Here is a 17,746-nt window from a genome sequence, read left to right on the forward strand (position 1 = left end):
GTCCGGGTTCTGGACCCGTCGGCTACGTCGGAAAGGCCAGCGGCTGATCAGCCGATGATGCCCATAATGTCGGCTTCCTTCATGATCAGAAGGTCTTCGCCGTCGATCTTGACTTCGGTGCCGGACCACTTGCCGAACAGGATGCGGTCGCCAGCCTTGACGTCGAGTGCGACGACCTTGCCGGACTCGTCACGAGCGCCGGAACCGACGGCGACGATTTCGCCTTCCTGCGGCTTTTCCTTGGCGGTATCGGGAATGATGATGCCACCCTTGGTCTTGGCTTCGGACTCAACGCGGCGAACAACGACGCGGTCGTGAAGGGGGCGGAAGTTGGTGCTTGCCATTGTCTAATCCCTCGATCGAATGACATTCGCGGGCCGGAGCGGCCCACATGGATAGATGTTAGCACTCCCTTGCGGTGAGTGCTAGCGACGAGCATTTAGGGATGGCTCCGAGAGGAGTCAATGAGAGCAATCACGAATTTTTGCGCCGGAATTGTGAAGAGGCCGGAGAATTGCGGAGATTGCCGCCGAAACCCCGTGTGCTGGGCCGGCAGCAAAGAAAATGCCTTGCCATCGCCTTGCGCCTTTGCAATGTCACCGGGGACTGCAGCAAATCGGGAATTCGGAATGGCCAAGCGGATAGAAAACTTCTCGGAGATAACAGGTCATTATGACGTGGTGCTCTGCGATGTCTGGGGCGTCGTTCACAACGGCGTCGATCCGTTTCCAAAGGCAGCCGCTGCGCTTGAAGCAGCACGCGCAAACGGCGTCGCCGTCGTCCTCATCACCAATTCGCCGCGCCTTTCCTGGCAGGTGGTCGAGCAGCTGCGCCAGATCGGCGTACCCGACAGCGCCTATGACCGGATCGTCACCTCAGGCGACGTCACCCGCCGGCTGATCGCCGAAGGGCCGAAGACGGTCTTTCTGCTCGGCCCCGAGCGCGACAGCCCGCTGCTCGACGGCCTCGACATCGAGCGCCGGCCGGCCGGCGAAGCGCAATCGCTCGTCTGCACCGGCTTTTTCGACGACGAAACGCAGAAGCCGGAGGATTACACCGACATGCTGCTGGAGTTCAAAGCCCGCGAAGTGCCGATGATCTGCGCCAATCCCGACCTCGTCGTCGAGCGCGGCCATCGCATCATCCCCTGCGCCGGCGCCATGGCCGCCTATTACGAGCAACTTGGCGGCAGCACCCGCATCGCCGGAAAACCGCATCGGCCGATCTATGAGGCGACCCTGGCCGCTGCCCGCGAGCTTCGCGGCGATTTCCCCGTGGAGCGGGTGTTGGCGATCGGTGACGGCATGCCGACCGACGTGCGCGGCGCCTTGAATTACGGCCTCGACCTTCTCTACATCAGCGGCGGTATCCACGCCAAGGAATACACCCTGAACGGCGAGACCGACGAGGCTATCCTCAACGCCTATCTCGATCGGGAAAAAGCCGCGCCGAAGTGGTGGATGCCACGCCTTGCATAAAGAGAAGCCAGCCGATGACCGTCTTCCACCGCAATGAAACCCGGGAACCCTTGCCCGCCCATCTCAAGGGCGGCGTCATTGCCATCGGCAATTTCGACGGCGTGCACCGTGGCCACCAGTCGGTGCTCGACCGCGCGCTCGAAATCTCCAGGGCGCGCGGCATCCCAGCCTTGGTGCTGACCTTCGAGCCGCATCCGCGCACGGTCTTCCGGCCTGAGACGCCGGTCTTCCGCCTGACGCCCGCGCCGCTGAAAGCGCGCATCCTCGAGACGCTCGGCTTCAACGCCGTCATCGAATATCCCTTCGACTACGAGTTCTCGCAGCGCTCGGCCGATGATTTCATCCATTCGATCCTCAAGGATTGGCTCGGCGCCTCCGAAGTCGTCACCGGCTTCGATTTCCATTTCGGCCGCGGCCGCGAGGGCGGTCCCGCCTTCCTGATGAATGCCGGCCAGACCTATGGCTTCGGCGTCACCCTGATCGACGCCTTCCGCGACGAAAATGCCGATGTCGTCTCTTCGAGCCATATCCGCGCACTCCTGAAAGAGGGCAGTGTCAGCGAGGTCGCCGGCATGCTGGGCTACCGCTATACGGTTGAGGCCGAGGTGATCGACGGCGAAAAACTCGGCCGGCAGCTTGGTTTTCCCACCGCCAACATGCGCCTGCCGCCGGAGGTCGAACTTGCCGCCGGCATCTACGCCGTCCGCTTCCGCCGCCAGGGCGGCACGCTCCACGATGCCGTCGCCAGCTACGGCCGCCGCCCGACGGTGACGGAAAACGGCGCACCGCTGCTCGAAACCTATCTTTTCGATTTCAGCGGCGATCTCTACGGAGAGCTCTGCTCCGTCTCCTTCTTCGGCTATCTCAGACCCGAGCTGAAATTCGACGGCCTCGATCCGCTGGTCGCGCAGATCAAGCGCGACGAGGAGGAGGCGAGGGCACTGCTGGCGGGGGTAAAGCCGCTCGGCGAGCTCGATCGCAAGCTTTGTTTTTCCTGAGGTCGCTCCGCACGGAATTTTTCGGACGCAATCGAAAAATTCGCTCGCGCCCAGGGATCGCTTGCGGCGAATTCTTCTCTTCCTTTTCCCGGCAAAAACGCCTATGAACCGGCGCTATGACGAAATTTCGGCTGGCGATCACGATGCGAATTATCGGCCCGGCCTTCCGCGCGCGCTAAGCGGCCGGGAGGTCCGGGTTTTTGGCGCTCTCACATGAGCGCTTCCGTCACCAGCTTTTTCATGCCCGTAGCGCCCCTTTCTGGGCCGCCAGAAACGATTGTCCCGATATGACCGACACAGCCGAAAAGATCGATTATTCGAAGACCCTCTATTTGCCCGAAACCGATTTCCCGATGCGCGCCGGCCTGCCGCAGAAGGAGCCGGAACTCGCCAAGCGCTGGCAGCAGATGGATCTCTACAAGAAACTGCGTGCCTCGGCCGCCGGCCGCGAGAAGTTCGTGCTTCACGACGGCCCGCCCTATGCCAATGGCAACATCCATATCGGCCACGCGCTGAACAAGATCCTCAAGGACGTCATCAACCGCTCGTTCCAGATGCGCGGCTACGACGCCAATTACGTGCCCGGCTGGGATTGCCACGGCCTGCCGATCGAATGGAAGATCGAGGAAGAGAACTATCGCGCCAAGGGCAAGGCCAAGCCTGACTTGACCGAGCCGGCAGCGATGATCGAGTTCCGCCGCGAGTGCCGCGCCTATGCCGAAAAATGGATCAAGGTCCAGGGTGAGGAGTTCCAGCGCCTCGGCATCGTCGGCGACTTCGAAAACCCGTATCTGACGATGAACTTCCACGCAGAAAGCCGCATCGCCGGCGAATTGCTGAAGATCGCCCAGAGCGGCCAGCTCTACCGCGGCTCCAAGCCGATCATGTGGTCTGTCGTCGAGCGCACCGCGCTGGCGGAAGCCGAGGTCGAATACCACGATTATGAGAGCGACACGATCTGGGTGAAATTCCCCGTCGAAAAGGGCTCCGAAAGCGCTAGGGGTGCCTTCGTCGTCATCTGGACCACTACGCCCTGGACGATCCCCGGCAACCGGGCGATCGCCTATTCGTCGCGCGTTGCCTATGGCCTTTACGAAGTGATGGCTGCCGAGAACGATTTTGGCCCGCGCCCCGGCGAGAAGCTGATCTTCGCCGACAAGCTGGCTGAGGAATCTTTTGCCAAGGCGAAGCTGCAGTACAAGCGTCTCGCCGATGTCTCGGCTGGCGATCTCGCCGGCATCACCTGCGCCCATCCGCTGAAGGGCCTCGACGACGGCTATGAATTTGCCGTGCCGCTGCTCGAGGGCGACCACGTCACTGACGATGCCGGTACGGGATTCGTTCACACGGCGCCGAGCCACGGCCGCGAAGACTTTGACGTCTGGATGGCGCATGCCCGCGAGATCGAAGCGCGCGGCATCGAAACCAAGATCCCGTTCCCGGTTGACGACGGCGGCTTCTACACAGCAGATGCCCCCGGCCTCGAAGGCGCGCGCGTCATCGATGACAACGGCAAGAAGGGCGATGCCAACGACCGTGTCATCAAGGAGCTGATCGCCCGTGGCGCGCTCTTTGCCCGCGGCCGGCTGAAGCATCAGTATCCGCATTCCTGGCGCTCGAAGAAGCCGGTGATCTTCCGCAATACGCCGCAGTGGTTCGTCTATATGGACAAGACGCTGTCGGATGGAACGACGCTGCGCACCCGGGCGCTGAAAGGGATCGAAGACACCCGCTTCGTGCCCGCTGCCGGCCAGAACCGGCTGCGCGCCATGATCGAACAACGCCCGGACTGGGTGCTTTCTCGTCAGAGAGCATGGGGCGTGCCGATCTGCGTCTTCGTCAACGAGCAGGGCGAAGTGCTGCAGGATGATGCCGTCAACCGGCGCATCCTCGATGCCTTCGACGCCGAAGGCGCCGATGCCTGGTTTGCCGAAGGCGCCAAGGAACGGTTTCTCGGCAACGAGCATGACCCGGCCAAGTGGTCGCAGGTCATGGATATCCTCGACGTCTGGTTCGACTCGGGCTCGACGCACACCTTCACGCTCGAAGACCGCCCGGACCTGAAGTGGCCGGCCGACCTTTACCTCGAAGGTTCCGACCAGCATCGCGGCTGGTTTCATTCATCGCTGCTGGAATCGGCTGCCACCCGCGGCCGTGCGCCTTATAACGCCGTCCTCACCCATGGTTTCACCATGGACGAGAAGGGTGAGAAGATGTCGAAATCGAAAGGCAACGTCACAGCACCGCAGGAAGTGATGAAGGATGCCGGCGCCGATATCCTGCGCCTCTGGGTGATGACCTCGGATTATGCCGACGACCTGCGCGTCGGCAAGACGATCATCCAGACCAATGTCGACGCCTATCGCAAGCTGCGCAACACCATCCGCTGGATGCTCGGCACGCTCGCCCACGACAAGGGCGAGGAGATCGCCTTTGCCGACCTGCCGGAGCTGGAGCAACTGATGCTGCACCGGCTGGCCGAGCTCGACGAGCTGGTGCGCGAGAACTATGACAGCTTCGACTTCAAGAAGATCGCTCGCGCCCTGATCGACTTCGCCAATGTCGAGCTTTCGGCCTTCTATTTCGATATCCGCAAGGATGCGCTCTATTGCGACGCGCCGTCGAGCCTGCGCCGGCGCGCCAGCCTGCACGTCATCCGCCAGATCTTCGATTGCATGGTGACCTGGCTTGCTCCGATGCTGCCCTTCACCACCGAGGAAGCCTGGCTGTCGCGCAACCCGTCCGCCGTTTCCGTGCATCTGGAGCAGTTTGCCCCGGTTGCCAAGGAATGGCGCAACGATGCCCTGGCCGAGAAGTGGAAGAAGATCCGCGCCGTCCGTTCGGTCGTGACCGGCGCTCTGGAAATCGAGCGCAGGGATAAGCGCATCGGCTCGTCGCTGGAGGCGGCTCCCGTCGTCCACATCGCCGATCCGGAACTCAGGAAGGCGCTGGAAGGTCAGGACTTCACCGAGGTCTGCATCACCTCTGGCATCACGATCGAGGCGAACTCCGGCCCGACTGACGCCTTCCGCTTGGCCGAAGTGGCTGATGTCGCCGTCGTTCCCAAGCTTGCCGAAGGCGTGAAATGCGCCCGATCCTGGCGCATCACCACCGATGTCGGCTCCGATCCGGACTATCCCGATGTTTCCAAGCGTGATGCTGCCGCATTGCGTGAACTCGGTATCGGCGCCTGAAGATATTTGCCGGGTGAATTGCGTTTTCGCGGTTCATCCGGTAAAAGCTGCCTGAAAATGGCCGGATTTTTGCGTCAGGGGGACGGTTGTCCGGTTGGGCAACGATTGCACCGGTGGCTGGAAGGGTTTTCATGTTCGCAACGCATTGGTTCCGTATGGGCGCCTGCCTGTCTGTTGTCATGGCGGGATGCTCCCTGGTGTCAAGCTGCGCCAGCAGCCCGACCTACGGCACCGACAAGACCGCCATGGAGCAATTGACCGACGATCTCGGTCAGTCCGTGTCGTTGACCGGGCCGGATCCGAAGAACAAGGGCGTCAAATACACGCCGCGCCCGACGCTGGTGCTGCCGGCCCAGGCGCAGAAGGAGACCCTCGTTGCGCCGCAGCAGACGGTCGCCAACAAGGACAATCCGCAGTGGATTGAATCGCCGGAAGAAACCCGCGCCCGCCTCGTCGGGGAAGCCGATGCGAACTCGGACAATCCGAATTACCGCTCGCCGCTCGCAAGTTCCGCCATCGAAGGCGGCCGCCGCACGACCGAAGCCCAGACCAAGGCCTATCGTGAAGCCCGCGCCCTGCAGAAGGGCTCCTATATCGATCAGCGCCGCTATATTTCCGATCCGCCGCCCGGCTACCGCACCGTCGACGATCCGGCAAAGCTCGACGATCTCGGCGAGCCCGAGCTCAAGAAGGCGAAGAAGCGCAAGAAGGACGCGGCGGTCGCCAACACCGGCAAGCAGTGGTGGAATTTCCTGCAATAGCATTTGCCTGAGCGCTTAGGCGCTGCTGATTAGTAATTGATCATCCTGCATCCAGAGATCGGCGAGAGCAGCCCCTCATCCGGCTGCCGCCACCTTTTCCCCGTAAACGGGGCGAAGGGATATGCCGCAACCTCTCCTTCCTTCGCAAAGCTCTCGGGTGGCACGTCCCCGGTCAGATTAGGCTGAGGGGCAATCGGTGCAAATCCGAGAGTCGTGGCGCGAATTACAGCGCCTCTCTCTTTTGCGAAAAGAATGTCCGCAAAATCTCAGCCGACTGGATCTCGTTGATGCCGGAATAGACCTCCGGGGCGTGGTGGCAGGTCGGCTGTGCATAGAATCGCACGCCATTGTCGACGCCGCCGCCTTTCGGGTCCTCGGCGCTGTAATAGAGCCTGCGGATACGCGCAAACGAGATGGCTGCCGCGCACATGGTGCAGGGCTCCAGCGTCACGTAAAGATCGGCGCCGACCAGACGCTCCTGTCCGAGCGCGTCGCAGGCCAGCCGGATCGCGGCGATTTCGGCGTGTGCGGTGACGTCGTTGAACTCGCGCGTGCGGTTTCCCGAGCGTGAAATGGCGATATCGTCGATGACGACGACGGCGCCGATCGGCACCTCGCCGCGTTCTCCGGCGGCACGCGCTTCTTCGAGCGCCATCTCCATGAAACGATTTGTCTTCACGATCGCAAGAATTTCCACTTAACCGCAGATGCGTGACCTGATAGACAGGCCCAAAAGGCAGGCAAACAACAAATGACACCCAAAGACAAGCCAAAACGCCCGGGCGCAAAGCCCTTTTCACGGGACACCGGATCGAAGACCGGCGCCAAGCCGGGCGGCTCGAAGCCGGCGAAGGCTGCAATCGCCGCCGAAAACGATGGCGACGCGAAGGCCGAACGCATTTCCAAGGTGATGGCGCGCGCCGGCGTCGCCTCCCGCCGCGATATCGAACGCATGATCATGGAAGGCCGGGTGACGCTGAACGGCGCGGTTCTCGACACACCGGTCGTCAACGTCACGCTAGCCGATCGCATCGAGGTCGACGGCGTGCCGATCCGCGGCATCGAACGCACCAGGCTGTGGCTCTATCACAAGCCGGCCGGCCTGGTGACCACCAATGCCGATCCGGAAGGCCGCGCGACCGTCTTCGACAACCTGCCGGACGAACTGCCGCGCGTCATGTCGATCGGCCGCCTCGATATCAATACCGAAGGCCTGCTGCTGCTCACCAATGATGGCGGTCTCGCCCGCGCGCTCGAGCTGCCGGCGACCGGCTGGCTGCGTCGCTACCGTGTCCGCGCCCATGGCGAGATCGATCAGGACGCGCTGGACAAGCTAAAGGACGGCATCGCCGTCGACGGCGTGCTCTATGGTTCGATCGAGGCGACGCTCGACCGTACGCAAGGCTCGAACGTCTGGATCACTATGGGCCTTCGCGAAGGCAAGAACCGCGAAATCAAGAACGTGATGGGCGCGCTCGGCCTCGACGTCAACCGTCTGATCCGCATCTCCTATGGCCCGTTCCAGCTCGGCGACCTGCCGGAAGGCCATGTCATCGAGGTGCGCGGCCGCACATTGCGCGACCAGCTCGGCCCGCGCCTGATCGAGGAAGCCAAGGCGAATTTCGACGCGCCGATCTATAACGCGCCTGCCGTCGCCGCCGAGGAAGAGGCTGAAGCCGCCGTGCCGGAAAGGCGCGAACAGCGTCCGCGCCGCGACGAGGACAAGCGCGAACGGGCGCTGAGCCGCCTCGATACCAAGCGCGACGATCGCCGCGGTGGCGGGCGTAGAGATGACGACCGCCGCGATGGCGGCCGCTTCGACGACGACAAGCCGAAACGTCCCCAGCCGCTTGGCCAGCGCCGCAGCGCCAATGTCTGGATGGCGCCGGGCGCCCGGCCGCTCGGCGAAAAGGCTGCGGCGAAAGCCGCCAAGAATGAGCAGACCGCGCGCCGGCGCGGCGAGCAGACGCCGGCAAAGGGCGCCGGTTCCCACCATATCGAGGATCGCCCGCGCACGCAGATCAATCGCGTCCGCGAGGAGGATGGCGAATGGATCCGCTCGAGCGAGGAGCCCCGCCGCAAGGATGAGGGCGAGGGCTTCGGCCGCAAACGCTCGTTCGGGGATCGCCCGTCACGTGGAGATCGTACCTTCGGCGACAAGCCGCGTGGTGATCGCAAACCGCGTGGCGAAGGTGACGAGCGTCCTCGTGCCGCTAGAGCCTCCGCCGGCGAGGGCCGTTCTGAGCGCCCGCGCGGCGACCGGCCTTTCGGGGATCGCCCCTCGCGTGGCGACCGTCCCTTCGGCGACAAGCCCCGGGGTGACCGCAAGCCGCGGGGTGATAGTGACGAGCGTCCACGTGCCGCCAGAACCTCCACCGGCGAGGCCCGTTCGGAGCGTCCGCGCGGCGAACGGCCTTACGGCGATCGTCCTTCGCGTGGCGACCGGCCCTTCGGCGACAAGCCGCGGGGTGATCGCCGGCCGCGCGAGGACGGTGATGAGCGCCCGCGCGCAGCCAGAAGTTTTGCCGGCGAAGGCCGCTCCGAGCGCCCGCGCGGCGAAAAATCCTTCGGCGACAAATCTGCCGGTGGAAGGCCTTCGGGAGACAAACCTTCCGGCGACAGGCCGCGCGGCAAGGGCTTTGGCGCCAAGCCGGGCGGGCCTAAGAATTTCTCCGGTAAGCCGAAGGGCGCCAAGCCAGGCGGTGAAAGGCCCGGTGGTGAAAGGTCTGGCGGCGACAAGCCTGCGGGCGGGCCGTCCAGAGGTGGTGGCAAAGGAAAGGGAATGACGCGCGGTGCGGATCGTCGGCGGTGAGTTTCGCGGACGGCCTCTCGCCGTGCCAAAGTCCAACGAGATCCGGCCGACTGCCGATCGGACGCGCGAGAGCCTGTTCAATATATTGAGCCATGCCTATCCGGAATGCGTCGATGGCACCCGGATCCTCGACCTTTTTGCCGGAACCGGTGCCGTCGGCCTGGAAGCCGTTTCACGCGGCTGTCGCCATGCGCTTTTCGTCGAAAACAGTGTCGAGGGCAGGGCGCTGCTCTGGGAGAACATCGATGCGCTCGGCCTGCACGGCCGCACGCGCATCCTGCGCCGGGATGCGACCGATCTCGGCAGCGTCGGCAATCTCGAACCCTTCGACGTGCTGTTTGCCGACCCGCCCTATGGCAAGGGCCTCGGTGAGAAGGCGATGGCGGCGGCTGCCTTGGGGGGCTGGCTGCGGCCGGGCGCGATGGCGGTGCTCGAAGAACGCGGCGATATTGTCGTTTCCGTGCATCCTTCCTATGTTTTCCTCGAAAACCGCATCTTTGGCGATACGAGGGTGCATTTCTTCCGGTATCAGCCGCAATAAGCGGGGGCGGGGCGTGCAGCAGGCAGAGATCATCAGCCCGAAACTGCCTGCGATCAGCGATCTTCCAACGGTCGCTGTGGCTTTCGGCGGCGGCGGCGCGCGCGGGCTTTCCCATATCCACGTGATCGAGACGCTCGACGAACTCGGCATCCGGCCGGTGGCGGTGTCAGGCTCGTCGATCGGCGCGATCATGGGGGCCGGCATGGCCGCCGGCATGTCCGGCGCCGAAATCCGCGAACATGCGCTGGCGACCGTCGGCAACAAGACGGCCGTTGTTGCCCGCATCTGGGGCATGAGACCGGCAACGGTGCGTGATGCGGTGGCCAAGGGCATACGCATCGGCCAGTTCAACCTGGAGCGCATCCTGAAAGCCTTTCTGCCGGCCGAGCTGCCGGCCCGATTCGAGGATCTGCTGGTGCCGATGAAGGTCATCACCACGGATTATTACGGGCAGAACGAAGTCATCATCGAAGAGGGCGAACTGTTTCCGGCACTCGCCGCTTCCTCCGCCATCCCTGCCGTCTTCATGCCGGTGCGCCTGCGCGGCCGCGTGATGATCGACGGCGGCATCAGCAATCCAGTGCCCTATGAACCGCTGATGGATCTTGCCGACATCGTCGTCGGCATCGATGTCGTCGGCGCGCCGGAAGGCGACGGCACCCATATTCCGAACCGCATGGAGAGCATCTTCGGCTCCGGCCAGCTGATGATGCAGACGGCGATCACGCTGAAGCTGAAGCTGCGCCAGCCGCACATCTTCCTGCGCCCGGCCGTCGGCCGCACCGGCGTCATGGATTTCCTCAAGGCCCGCGAAGTCCTGGCCATGTCCGTCGGCGTCAAGGACGAGCTGAAATTCGCCCTCGACCGGGAGATCGAGGCGCGGCTGAAGCGTTAGCGATCACGTCTCCTCATTGGGCGTGGCCCTCATGGCCGCCGGCCGCGCGGTTCGATGCCTCGTCCATCATCATGACCGTGCCCTCGAAGCTTGAGAGCAGCGCGAGCGCGGAGGGATCGAGGTTGGCTTCGGCGTTTTTCAGTTTTGCCGCCAGCGCAGTGGCGTCATGTGCCGAGAGCCCGATCTTCTCCAGCGTCCCGGCATCCTTCAGGCTGTCGCCGCTGCAAAGATAGATGCTCCAGCCATGATGCATTTTTTCAGCAAAGCGCGTCCACCGCGTCCGTCCTGCCGCCAGCCGACGATCGCCCAATCGGCCTGGATGACGACCGGGGCGATGTCCAATGGCTTGTCCGGCCTTTCGAACATCACCTTCAGCGTGGCCGGGATGGCCTGCTGCGGATCGTCGTCTGCCGCTGCCATGGATGCGAGAAGCACGCAGGTAAGAAAAACAATGATCTTTTTCATCCAATGGCCTCCTTCAAGCGAGAACGCGTTTCAATACGGGGACCGAGCGCACGACGATCTGGTCGAAGGCGATCATGGCGACAATGGCGAGCCCGCTCATCGGGAAGGCGATGGCGAAGATCCCGGTAATCACCCACAGGCCGTAATAGACGGAGCGTTTTGGCGGCATGGGTGGGACGCCGAGCCGGCCGGCCGGCCGCCGTTTCCACCACATGATGACGGCAGTCACGCAGCTCAGAATAATTGCCAGGCAGGTTGCGAGCATCAGCAGCTGATTGAAACGTCCCCATTCCTGTCCCTGATGGACATTGATGCCCCATTCGATCGCCTTGCCGAGAAACGGATACTGATTGAAGCCGATATCGATCAGCGGTTTGCCGGAATACTGGTCGATATGGATGGTGCGTTCGTCGGCAAGATTGTCGGGATAGAGCGAGGCGGTATAGACGCCGGTCGCGTCGGAGGGCATTGCCATGTCGAAGCCCGGCGCCATGCCCAACCGCTCGGCAATCTCCACGGCTTTGTCGAGACCGATCGGCCTGGCCGATTGCGCCGCGGCGATATCGGAAAGCGGTACCGGCGCCTTCTCGACGATCCAGCCACTCTTCGGCAGGATGTCCTCGGTGACCTTCTGCGACTTCGGCACGTCGTCCCAGAGTTGGACGGGATAGCCGAGACCGTGCTCGGTCAGCCAGGCATTGGCATTCGCCCCCCAATAGCCCGACCACGGCATGCCTGACATCGCCAGGAAGAAGATCAGGACGCCGGCGAAGGCGCCTGTCACCGCATGCAGGTCACGCCAGAAAACCCGGCGGCGTGGTGTTCCCCGCACGCTGACGACACCACCCGTCTGGCGCCGCGGCCACCAGAGATAGATGCCGGTCGCGACGAGCATCATGGCAAAGCCGCCGGTGATCTCAATCAGCCGGTTCGTTGTGGTGCCGAAATAGGCCAGGCTGTGGATGCGCTTGACGACATAATTGAACTCGTCGGTCGATCCGACCACATCGAGCACCTTGCCGTCATAAGGGTTGACGAAGACCAGTCTCGCGCCGGCATCGCTGGCGACGGTGACGATCGCCGATCGCTCGGGCAGGGCCGGGTTCTTGAAGGAGGTTGCACGCGAGCCCGGCACGGCGGCGGCGGCGATCTCTGCGATCCGCTCCGCCGACAGCGCTTGGCCAGAAGGTTGGACGATGTAACGGTAGCCGAAGACAGTGCCGTTGATCTCGTCCTTGAAGAGATAGAGCGATCCGGTAATGGCCAGATTGAGCATGAAGGGTATGACGAGGAGCCCGGCAAAGAAATGCCAGCGCCAGATGGCGCGGTAAAGCGAAACGCCGTTGGCGGCGTCCTCCGCCGGTGCGGCGGCAGTAATAGTCGACATGATGGTGGATCCGTATCCGCGGCCGACTGCTCGAGCGCAGTTCAGCCGGCGTTGAAGGTGCGTCACGGCACTGCCGCAACACAAGGTTCAGGTCAGGAGCGGATCGGAAGGGGGAGCGCGAGGGCCGGTATTGGGCGGGAAAAGCTGCCGAGGGAAGACCTCTGAGCGGATCGGCAATTCAACCGCAACTGCAAAGCCTATGGGAGTGCCTGCCACGTCCACCGGCGCCGGCAGCAGGGTCGAGGCGCCGATCCGGCAGGCCTCGCAACCGTGCGAATGGGCTTTGTCGTGCTGGCCTTGGTCGGATTGATCGGTGACGGTGACGCAAAGCGTCGGCAGCGTACCATCGGGCAACATATATTGGGCGAGTTCGGCCGGACCAAAATCGCTGGCGGCTGCGACAGGAGCCTGATGGGCGAGCCCGACAACCACGAGCGCGGCCGCGCACAGGATGCGCAGTGCCCATTGCTCGATCTGTCTCGCTTGTCTGATCAACTGTCCCTCTTCGATCGCCCCGATCGCCCGGTGATAAACGCCGCCGAGTTCATATTCAATGCGTCAATTTCGCAAACCGGCCAGAGCGATCAGGCGTCCGCCGTCGCATCCACAGTCCCTGCCAGCGGATCGTCCTCGAAGGGATCGGCGGCTCGTTTCGGCTTGACCAGCGGTTCGGGGCGAACGGGGTGGGAAAACAGCATGTCACGCCCGGCCTGCAATCCTTCTGACACCTGCAGCACCAGGCGCGCCTCGTCGCGCTTGCGGATATCCTCGCCGATTTCATAGGCCTCGACCTCGGGAACGCCAAGCGCCTCCAGCGTCCGCCGCCCGAAGAGCAGGCCGGATTCCAGCGTTTCGCGCAGCTCGTAATCGACGCCCTTGTTGCGCAGTTCGATCGAATGGAGGCGGTCGTAGGATCGCACATAGAGCCTTGTATGCGGATAGTCCGCCTGTACCAGCTCCACCACCTTGTCGGTGAGTTCCTTTTTCTGCGTGCAGACGAGCACGATCTTTGCCCGCTCGATCCCGGCCGAGCGCAACACGTCCTTGCGCGCGCCGTCGCCGAAATAGATGCGGAAGCCGAAGGATGAGGCCTGGCGGATGCGGTCCGCCGAAAAATCGATGACGGTGACGCTGCGCCCGCCGGCCAGCAGGATCTGGGCGGCGATCTGGCCGAAACGCGAGAAGCCGACCATCAGCACGTCGGCGCCCGCACCCTCGAAATCCTCGTCCAGTTCCTCCTGTTCGTCGCCACGCAGCAGCCGCTTCGAAAGGGCAGCTCCGATCGGCGTCAGCGCCATGGAGAGCGTCACGATCGCGACCAGCAGCGATGCCGTGCTCGTCGACATCAGCCCGACCACGCCTGCCGTGGTGAACAGCACGAAGCCGAATTCGCCGCCCTGCGGCAGCAGGAAGGCAATGCGGATCGCATCGTCGTGGGAAGAGCCGGAGATCCGGCAGAGCCCATAGATGATAATCGCCTTGACTGCCATGACGATCGGCACGGTGACGATGACGAAGAGCGCGTTGTCGACGAGAACGCCGAGCTCCAGCGACAGGCCGACGGCTATGAAGAAAATGGCGAGCAGCACGCCGCGGAAGGGCTCGATATCCGCCTCCAGCTCGTGCCGGTAGGAGGATTCGGCCAGCATCACGCCGGACAGGAAGGCGCCCATCGCCATCGAAAGCCCAGCAAGCTGCATCAGGCTCGCCGATCCCATGACGACGAAGAGGGCGGCCGCGATCATCGCCTCGCGCGCGCCGGTCCGGGCGATGATCTGGAAGAGCGGCGTAAGCAGGTAGCGCCCCATGACGATCATGGCCGCAACGGCGCCGACGGCAACGGCGAAATCGGTGAGCGGCGCGTTGCTGCCCTTGTCGCCGCCGTCGAGGACGCTGATCAGCGCCAGGAGCGGCACGATCGCCAGGTCCTGGAACAACAGCATCGAGAAGGACCGCTGCCCGTATTTGGTGTTGACGTCGCCGTCGCCCTCGAGGATCTGCATGGCGAAGGCCGTCGAAGACAGCGCCAGGCCGAAGCCGGCGACGATACTGCTGCGCCAGTCGAGAACGCCGGACAGCCAGGCGAGCGCGGTCAGCGCCAGCCCGGTCAGCACCACCTGCGCCGTGCCGAGGCCGAAAATGTCGCGCCGCATCTGCCAGAGGCGGCTGGGTTTCAGCTCGAGTCCGATGATGAAGAGCAGGAAGACCACACCGAGCTCGGCGACGTTGAGGATCTGTTCGCCATCGGTGATGCCGTGGAACACAGGGCCGATGACGATGCCGGCAGCGAGATAGCCAAGCACCGTGCCGAGCCCGAGCTTCTTGAAGATCGGGGCGGCCACAACCGCTCCGCCGAGCAGCAGGATCGTTTCGGTAAAAAGGGCATTGGGCGCTGACATGCTGGCGATTTCTCTCGACGGCGGGGAACATGCTGGCCGCCCGGACAAAGAATCGGTCGCGGCGGCCTTGATGCTTGGGAGAGTGCACAATAAATGGAAGCCGAAGGAAAGGCCAAATCATGTCCTCTGAAATCGATTCCTCGACACTTCTTTCCCGCGCAAGTCAATTGATCGATCTGGCCAGGAAGGCAGGGGCCGATGCTGCCGACGCCGTCGTCGTCCGGTCGCGCTCGCAATCGGTCAGCGTCCGCCTCGGCAAGGTCGAGGGCACGGAATCCTCCGAAAGCGACGATTTTTCGCTCCGCGTCTTCATCGGCAAACGCGTCGCCAGCGTTTCGGCCAATCCGGGCTTCGATCTCCAGGCGCTTGCCGAACGCGCCGTCGCCATGGCCAAGGTCTCGCCGGAAGACCCCTTCGCGTGCCTCGCGGATGAGGCGAGCCTTGCGAAATCCTATCCCGACCTGCAATTGCTCGATACCACCGAGGTCTCCTCCGAGATGCTGCGCGAGGCAGGCCTTGCCGCCGAGGCCGCAGCCCTTGCGGTCAAGGGTGTCACCAATTCCTCCGGCGCCGGTGCCTCGGCCGGCATGGGCGGCCTGGTTCTTGCCACGTCGCACGGCTTCGAGGGCAGTTACATGGCCTCGCGTTTCGGGCATTCCGTCAGCGTCATCGCTGGAGAAGGCACCGGCATGGAGCGCGATTATGATTTCGACAGCCGGCTCTACTATGCGGAGCTCGACGATCCCGCCGAGATCGGCCGCCGCGCCGGCGAGCGGGTGGTCAAGCGCATCAATCCGCGCCAGGTGCCGACCGGCAAGGACGTCACCGTCATCTTCGACCCACGCGTCGCCCGCGGCTTCGTCGGCCACATCGCTGGCGCGATCAATGGCGCGGCCGTCGCCCGCAAGTCCAGCTTCCTGCGCGACAGGATGGGTCAGCAGGTGCTGAAATCAGGCCTGTCGATCACCGACGATCCTCTGATCGTGCGCGGCCCCTCCTCGCGGCCTTTCGACGGCGAGGGCGTGTCGGGCGAACGGATGGTGATGATCGAGGACGGCGTCTTGAAGCACTGGTTCCTCTCGACCTCCACCGCTCGCGAACTGGGGTTGGAAACCAACGGCCGCGGCGTGCGCGGCGGCACAGCCGTCTCGCCGTCCTCCACCAATCTGGCCCTCGAACCCGGCGACATCACTCCGGAGGAGCTGATCCGCAGCATCGGCAACGGTTTTTATGTCACCGAATTGATCGGCCACGGCGTCAACATGATCACCGGTGAATACAGCCGCGGCGCCACCGGCTTCTGGGTCGAGAACGGCGAATTGACCTTCCCGGTCTCCGAGGTGACGATCGCCTCGAACCTCAAGGACATGTTCATGCGCCTGACGCCGGCAAACGACATCGACCGCAAGTTCGGCGTCGCAGCCCCAACCTTCGCCATCGAAGGCATGACGCTTGCTGGGCGCTAGAGCAATTCCAGCAAAAGTGGGTGAGCGGTTTTGCGTCCGGAATTGCGTTAGAACAAAGAGCAATTCCGGCAAAAGTGTGTGAGCAGTTTCGCGGTAAGGCTGCTCATTATGAATTGAGAAACGGATTGATGGGATGAGCGATAGCAATCAGGCCCGTTGGCAAAGCGATCTGACGCTGATCGCCGATGCTGCGAAAGAGGCCGGCGCGGTCGCTTTCGGCTTCTTCAACCAGTCTCCCGAGGTCTGGTGGAAAAATGACGATCACTCCCCCGTCAGTGCCGCCGATTTCGCCGCCAACAAGACGCTCGAGACCATTCTGCGCAAGGCCCGCCCGGATTATGGCTGGCTGTCGGAAGAAACCGACGACGATGCCGGCCGCCTCTCGCCGAGACGCTGTTCATCATCGATCCGATCGACGGCACGCGCGCCTTTCTCGGCGGGCAGAAGGTCTGGTGCGTCAGCGTCGCGGTTGTTCATCGCGGCCGGCCGGTCGCCGGCGTGCTCTATGCCCCGGCGCTCGAGGAATTCTATGAGGCCGTCGTCGGCGGCGTGGCGCTGAAGAACGGCGTGCCCTTCACCGTCTCCGCCGCAGGACCGGATGAGACGAGCCGCCTTGCGGTCGGCGAGGACCTGTTGAAGACCTTTCCGCCGGAGTTTCGCGACCGGGTCAGCCGCCAGAAACACATTCCATCGCTTGCCTATCGCATCGCCATGGTGGCGGACGGCCGCCTCGAAGGCACCTTCGTCAAGGGCAATTCGCATGATTGGGATCTGGCGGCCGCCGATCTTATCTTGGCCTGCGCCGGCGGTGGTCTTGTTGACCTCGACGGCAGGCCGATCGTCTATAATCGCGCCGACGTGACCCACAAGGTCCTCTGCGCAGCACCGACGCCCCGCATCAGTGAATTCCTCACAGCCTTTGCGGGACGACGAGACAGTTGACGTTTCCGTCAAAATCCCGCAGATGGTGGCGGAGGAGTATAGCAGAAAGAGAACAAAAATGACTGAATCCGGTGACAAGAAGCAGCTTCTGCATCTCGTTTTTGGCGGCGAACTGAAAAGCCTCGATGACGTCCAGTTCCGTGATCTGAACGGTCTCGATATCGTCGGCATTTTCCCGGATTATGCCACGGCGCTGACAGCCTGGAAGTCGAAGGCGCAACAGACGGTCGACAATGCGCATATGCGCTACTTCATCGTCCATATGCATCGTTTGCTCGATCCGCAGGAAAAGGCCGGAGGCAACTGACCTCGGCTAGCGAGCTCGGCCAAGGCCATCCGCAAGTGCCGCCGGCGCTCGTTCGGTGCGCGGGGCTTTCGCGCATCGGCCGCCCGTCGTTCCGGATTGTC

The 17,746-nt window shown here is 63.3% G+C and carries 14 protein-coding genes and 2 pseudogenes; 10 read left to right on the forward strand and 6 right to left on the reverse strand.

The genetic code is table 11. From position 1 onward, the window contains the following. Positions 1–47: 47 nt before the first annotated feature. Positions 48–344 (reverse strand): co-chaperone GroES, encoded by a 297-nt coding sequence (groES, locus tag RLEG4DRAFT_RS37050; protein ID WP_003545797.1) that lies wholly within the window; start codon positions 342–344, stop codon positions 48–50. Positions 345–629: 285 nt separating this feature from the next. Between groES and RLEG4DRAFT_RS37055 the strand changes: the two genes are divergently transcribed. The 4 genes from RLEG4DRAFT_RS37055 to RLEG4DRAFT_RS37075 all read left to right on the forward strand — a co-directional run bounded on the left by RLEG4DRAFT_RS37055 (position 630) and on the right by RLEG4DRAFT_RS37075 (position 6,431). Further along, positions 630–1,478 (forward strand): TIGR01459 family HAD-type hydrolase, encoded by an 849-nt coding sequence (locus RLEG4DRAFT_RS37055; protein ID WP_003584510.1) that lies wholly within the window; start codon positions 630–632, stop codon positions 1,476–1,478. A 14-nt stretch (positions 1,479–1,492) separates the two neighbouring features. Further along, on the forward strand, positions 1,493–2,476 hold the full coding sequence (locus RLEG4DRAFT_RS37060; protein WP_003584511.1) for a bifunctional riboflavin kinase/FAD synthetase: 984 nt from the start codon (positions 1,493–1,495) through the stop codon (positions 2,474–2,476). Positions 2,477–2,763: 287 nt separating this feature from the next. Further along, positions 2,764–5,670, forward strand: a complete 2,907-nt coding sequence (gene ileS, locus RLEG4DRAFT_RS37070) for an isoleucine--tRNA ligase (protein ID WP_037094584.1) — start codon at positions 2,764–2,766, stop codon at positions 5,668–5,670. A gap of 131 nt (positions 5,671–5,801) precedes the next feature. Continuing rightward, entirely contained in the window at positions 5,802–6,431 is a 630-nt protein-coding gene (locus tag RLEG4DRAFT_RS37075; RefSeq protein WP_003584513.1) for a hypothetical protein, read from the forward strand. A gap of 223 nt (positions 6,432–6,654) precedes the next feature. Here the strand turns inward: RLEG4DRAFT_RS37075 and RLEG4DRAFT_RS37080 are convergent, their stop codons facing one another. Further along, positions 6,655–7,092 (reverse strand): nucleoside deaminase, encoded by a 438-nt coding sequence (locus RLEG4DRAFT_RS37080; RefSeq protein WP_003584514.1) that lies wholly within the window; start codon positions 7,090–7,092, stop codon positions 6,655–6,657. A 90-nt stretch (positions 7,093–7,182) separates the two neighbouring features. Here RLEG4DRAFT_RS37080 and RLEG4DRAFT_RS37085 point away from each other — a divergent pair, with 90 nt between their 5' ends. From RLEG4DRAFT_RS37085 to RLEG4DRAFT_RS37095, 3 genes are read left to right on the forward strand one after another with little or no spacing between them, the layout of a single operon-like run. After that, positions 7,183–9,243: a pseudouridine synthase gene (locus RLEG4DRAFT_RS37085; protein ID WP_003584515.1), complete on the forward strand. Its 2,061-nt coding sequence runs from the start codon at positions 7,183–7,185 to the stop codon at positions 9,241–9,243. Then, complete coding sequence (gene rsmD, locus RLEG4DRAFT_RS37090; protein ID WP_003584517.1) at positions 9,224–9,784, forward strand: 16S rRNA (guanine(966)-N(2))-methyltransferase RsmD; 561 nt, start codon at positions 9,224–9,226, stop codon at positions 9,782–9,784. The genes RLEG4DRAFT_RS37085 and rsmD overlap by 20 nt, the downstream gene beginning before the upstream one ends. Positions 9,785–9,797: 13 nt before the next feature. Then, on the forward strand, positions 9,798–10,679 hold the full coding sequence (locus RLEG4DRAFT_RS37095; RefSeq protein WP_003584518.1) for a patatin-like phospholipase family protein: 882 nt from the start codon (positions 9,798–9,800) through the stop codon (positions 10,677–10,679). A 13-nt stretch (positions 10,680–10,692) separates the two neighbouring features. Here RLEG4DRAFT_RS37095 and RLEG4DRAFT_RS58760 read toward each other — a convergent pair. The 4 genes and pseudogenes from RLEG4DRAFT_RS58760 to RLEG4DRAFT_RS37115 form a co-directional block, all read right to left on the reverse strand. Beyond that, positions 10,693–11,144 (reverse strand): annotated as a pseudogene (locus RLEG4DRAFT_RS58760) (copper uptake system-associated protein). Between the two features lie 13 nt (positions 11,145–11,157). Continuing rightward, the gene (locus tag RLEG4DRAFT_RS37105; RefSeq protein ID WP_003584521.1) at positions 11,158–12,531 is read right to left on the reverse strand and encodes a PepSY-associated TM helix domain-containing protein; all 1,374 of its coding nucleotides are present in this window, start codon (positions 12,529–12,531) and stop codon (positions 11,158–11,160) included. 87 nt (positions 12,532–12,618) lie between these two features. Further along, positions 12,619–13,026 (reverse strand): hypothetical protein, encoded by a 408-nt coding sequence (locus RLEG4DRAFT_RS37110; protein WP_003584523.1) that lies wholly within the window; start codon positions 13,024–13,026, stop codon positions 12,619–12,621. A gap of 89 nt (positions 13,027–13,115) precedes the next feature. Next, the gene (locus RLEG4DRAFT_RS37115) at positions 13,116–14,930 is read right to left on the reverse strand and encodes a monovalent cation:proton antiporter-2 (CPA2) family protein (protein ID WP_003584525.1); all 1,815 of its coding nucleotides are present in this window, start codon (positions 14,928–14,930) and stop codon (positions 13,116–13,118) included. Between the two features lie 119 nt (positions 14,931–15,049). Between RLEG4DRAFT_RS37115 and RLEG4DRAFT_RS37120 the strand changes: the two genes are divergently transcribed. The 3 genes and pseudogenes from RLEG4DRAFT_RS37120 (at position 15,050) to RLEG4DRAFT_RS37130 (ending at position 17,645) form a co-directional block, all read left to right on the forward strand. Then, on the forward strand, positions 15,050–16,396 hold the full coding sequence (locus RLEG4DRAFT_RS37120) for a TldD/PmbA family protein (RefSeq protein WP_003584527.1): 1,347 nt from the start codon (positions 15,050–15,052) through the stop codon (positions 16,394–16,396). Positions 16,397–16,529: 133 nt separating this feature from the next. Next, positions 16,530–17,338: pseudogene (locus tag RLEG4DRAFT_RS37125) on the forward strand (3'(2'),5'-bisphosphate nucleotidase CysQ). Between the two features lie 58 nt (positions 17,339–17,396). Then, the gene (locus RLEG4DRAFT_RS37130) at positions 17,397–17,645 is read left to right on the forward strand and encodes a DUF4170 domain-containing protein (protein ID WP_003584530.1); all 249 of its coding nucleotides are present in this window, start codon (positions 17,397–17,399) and stop codon (positions 17,643–17,645) included. Positions 17,646–17,746 lie beyond the last annotated feature (101 nt).

This window comes from Rhizobium leguminosarum bv. trifolii WSM2297 (genome assembly GCF_000271845.1).

Excerpts from the sequence above, each read along its gene's own strand:
- groES (WP_003545797.1), bottom strand. The coding sequence starts at position 344 with ATGGCAAGCACCAACTTCCGCCCCCTTCACGACCGCGTCGTTGTTCGC.
- RLEG4DRAFT_RS37055 (WP_003584510.1), top strand. The coding sequence starts at position 630 with ATGGCCAAGCGGATAGAAAACTTCTCGGAGATAACAGGTCATTATGAC.
- RLEG4DRAFT_RS37060 (WP_003584511.1), top strand. The coding sequence starts at position 1,493 with ATGACCGTCTTCCACCGCAATGAAACCCGGGAACCCTTGCCCGCCCAT.
- ileS (WP_037094584.1), top strand. The coding sequence starts at position 2,764 with ATGACCGACACAGCCGAAAAGATCGATTATTCGAAGACCCTCTATTTG.
- RLEG4DRAFT_RS37075 (WP_003584513.1), top strand. The coding sequence starts at position 5,802 with ATGTTCGCAACGCATTGGTTCCGTATGGGCGCCTGCCTGTCTGTTGTC.
- RLEG4DRAFT_RS37080 (WP_003584514.1), bottom strand. The coding sequence starts at position 7,092 with ATGGAGATGGCGCTCGAAGAAGCGCGTGCCGCCGGAGAACGCGGCGAG.
- RLEG4DRAFT_RS37085 (WP_003584515.1), top strand. The coding sequence starts at position 7,183 with ATGACACCCAAAGACAAGCCAAAACGCCCGGGCGCAAAGCCCTTTTCA.
- RLEG4DRAFT_RS37105 (WP_003584521.1), bottom strand. The coding sequence starts at position 12,531 with ATGTCGACTATTACTGCCGCCGCACCGGCGGAGGACGCCGCCAACGGC.
- RLEG4DRAFT_RS37115 (WP_003584525.1), bottom strand. The coding sequence starts at position 14,930 with ATGTCAGCGCCCAATGCCCTTTTTACCGAAACGATCCTGCTGCTCGGC.
- RLEG4DRAFT_RS37120 (WP_003584527.1), top strand. The coding sequence starts at position 15,050 with ATGTCCTCTGAAATCGATTCCTCGACACTTCTTTCCCGCGCAAGTCAA.
- RLEG4DRAFT_RS37130 (WP_003584530.1), top strand. The coding sequence starts at position 17,397 with ATGACTGAATCCGGTGACAAGAAGCAGCTTCTGCATCTCGTTTTTGGC.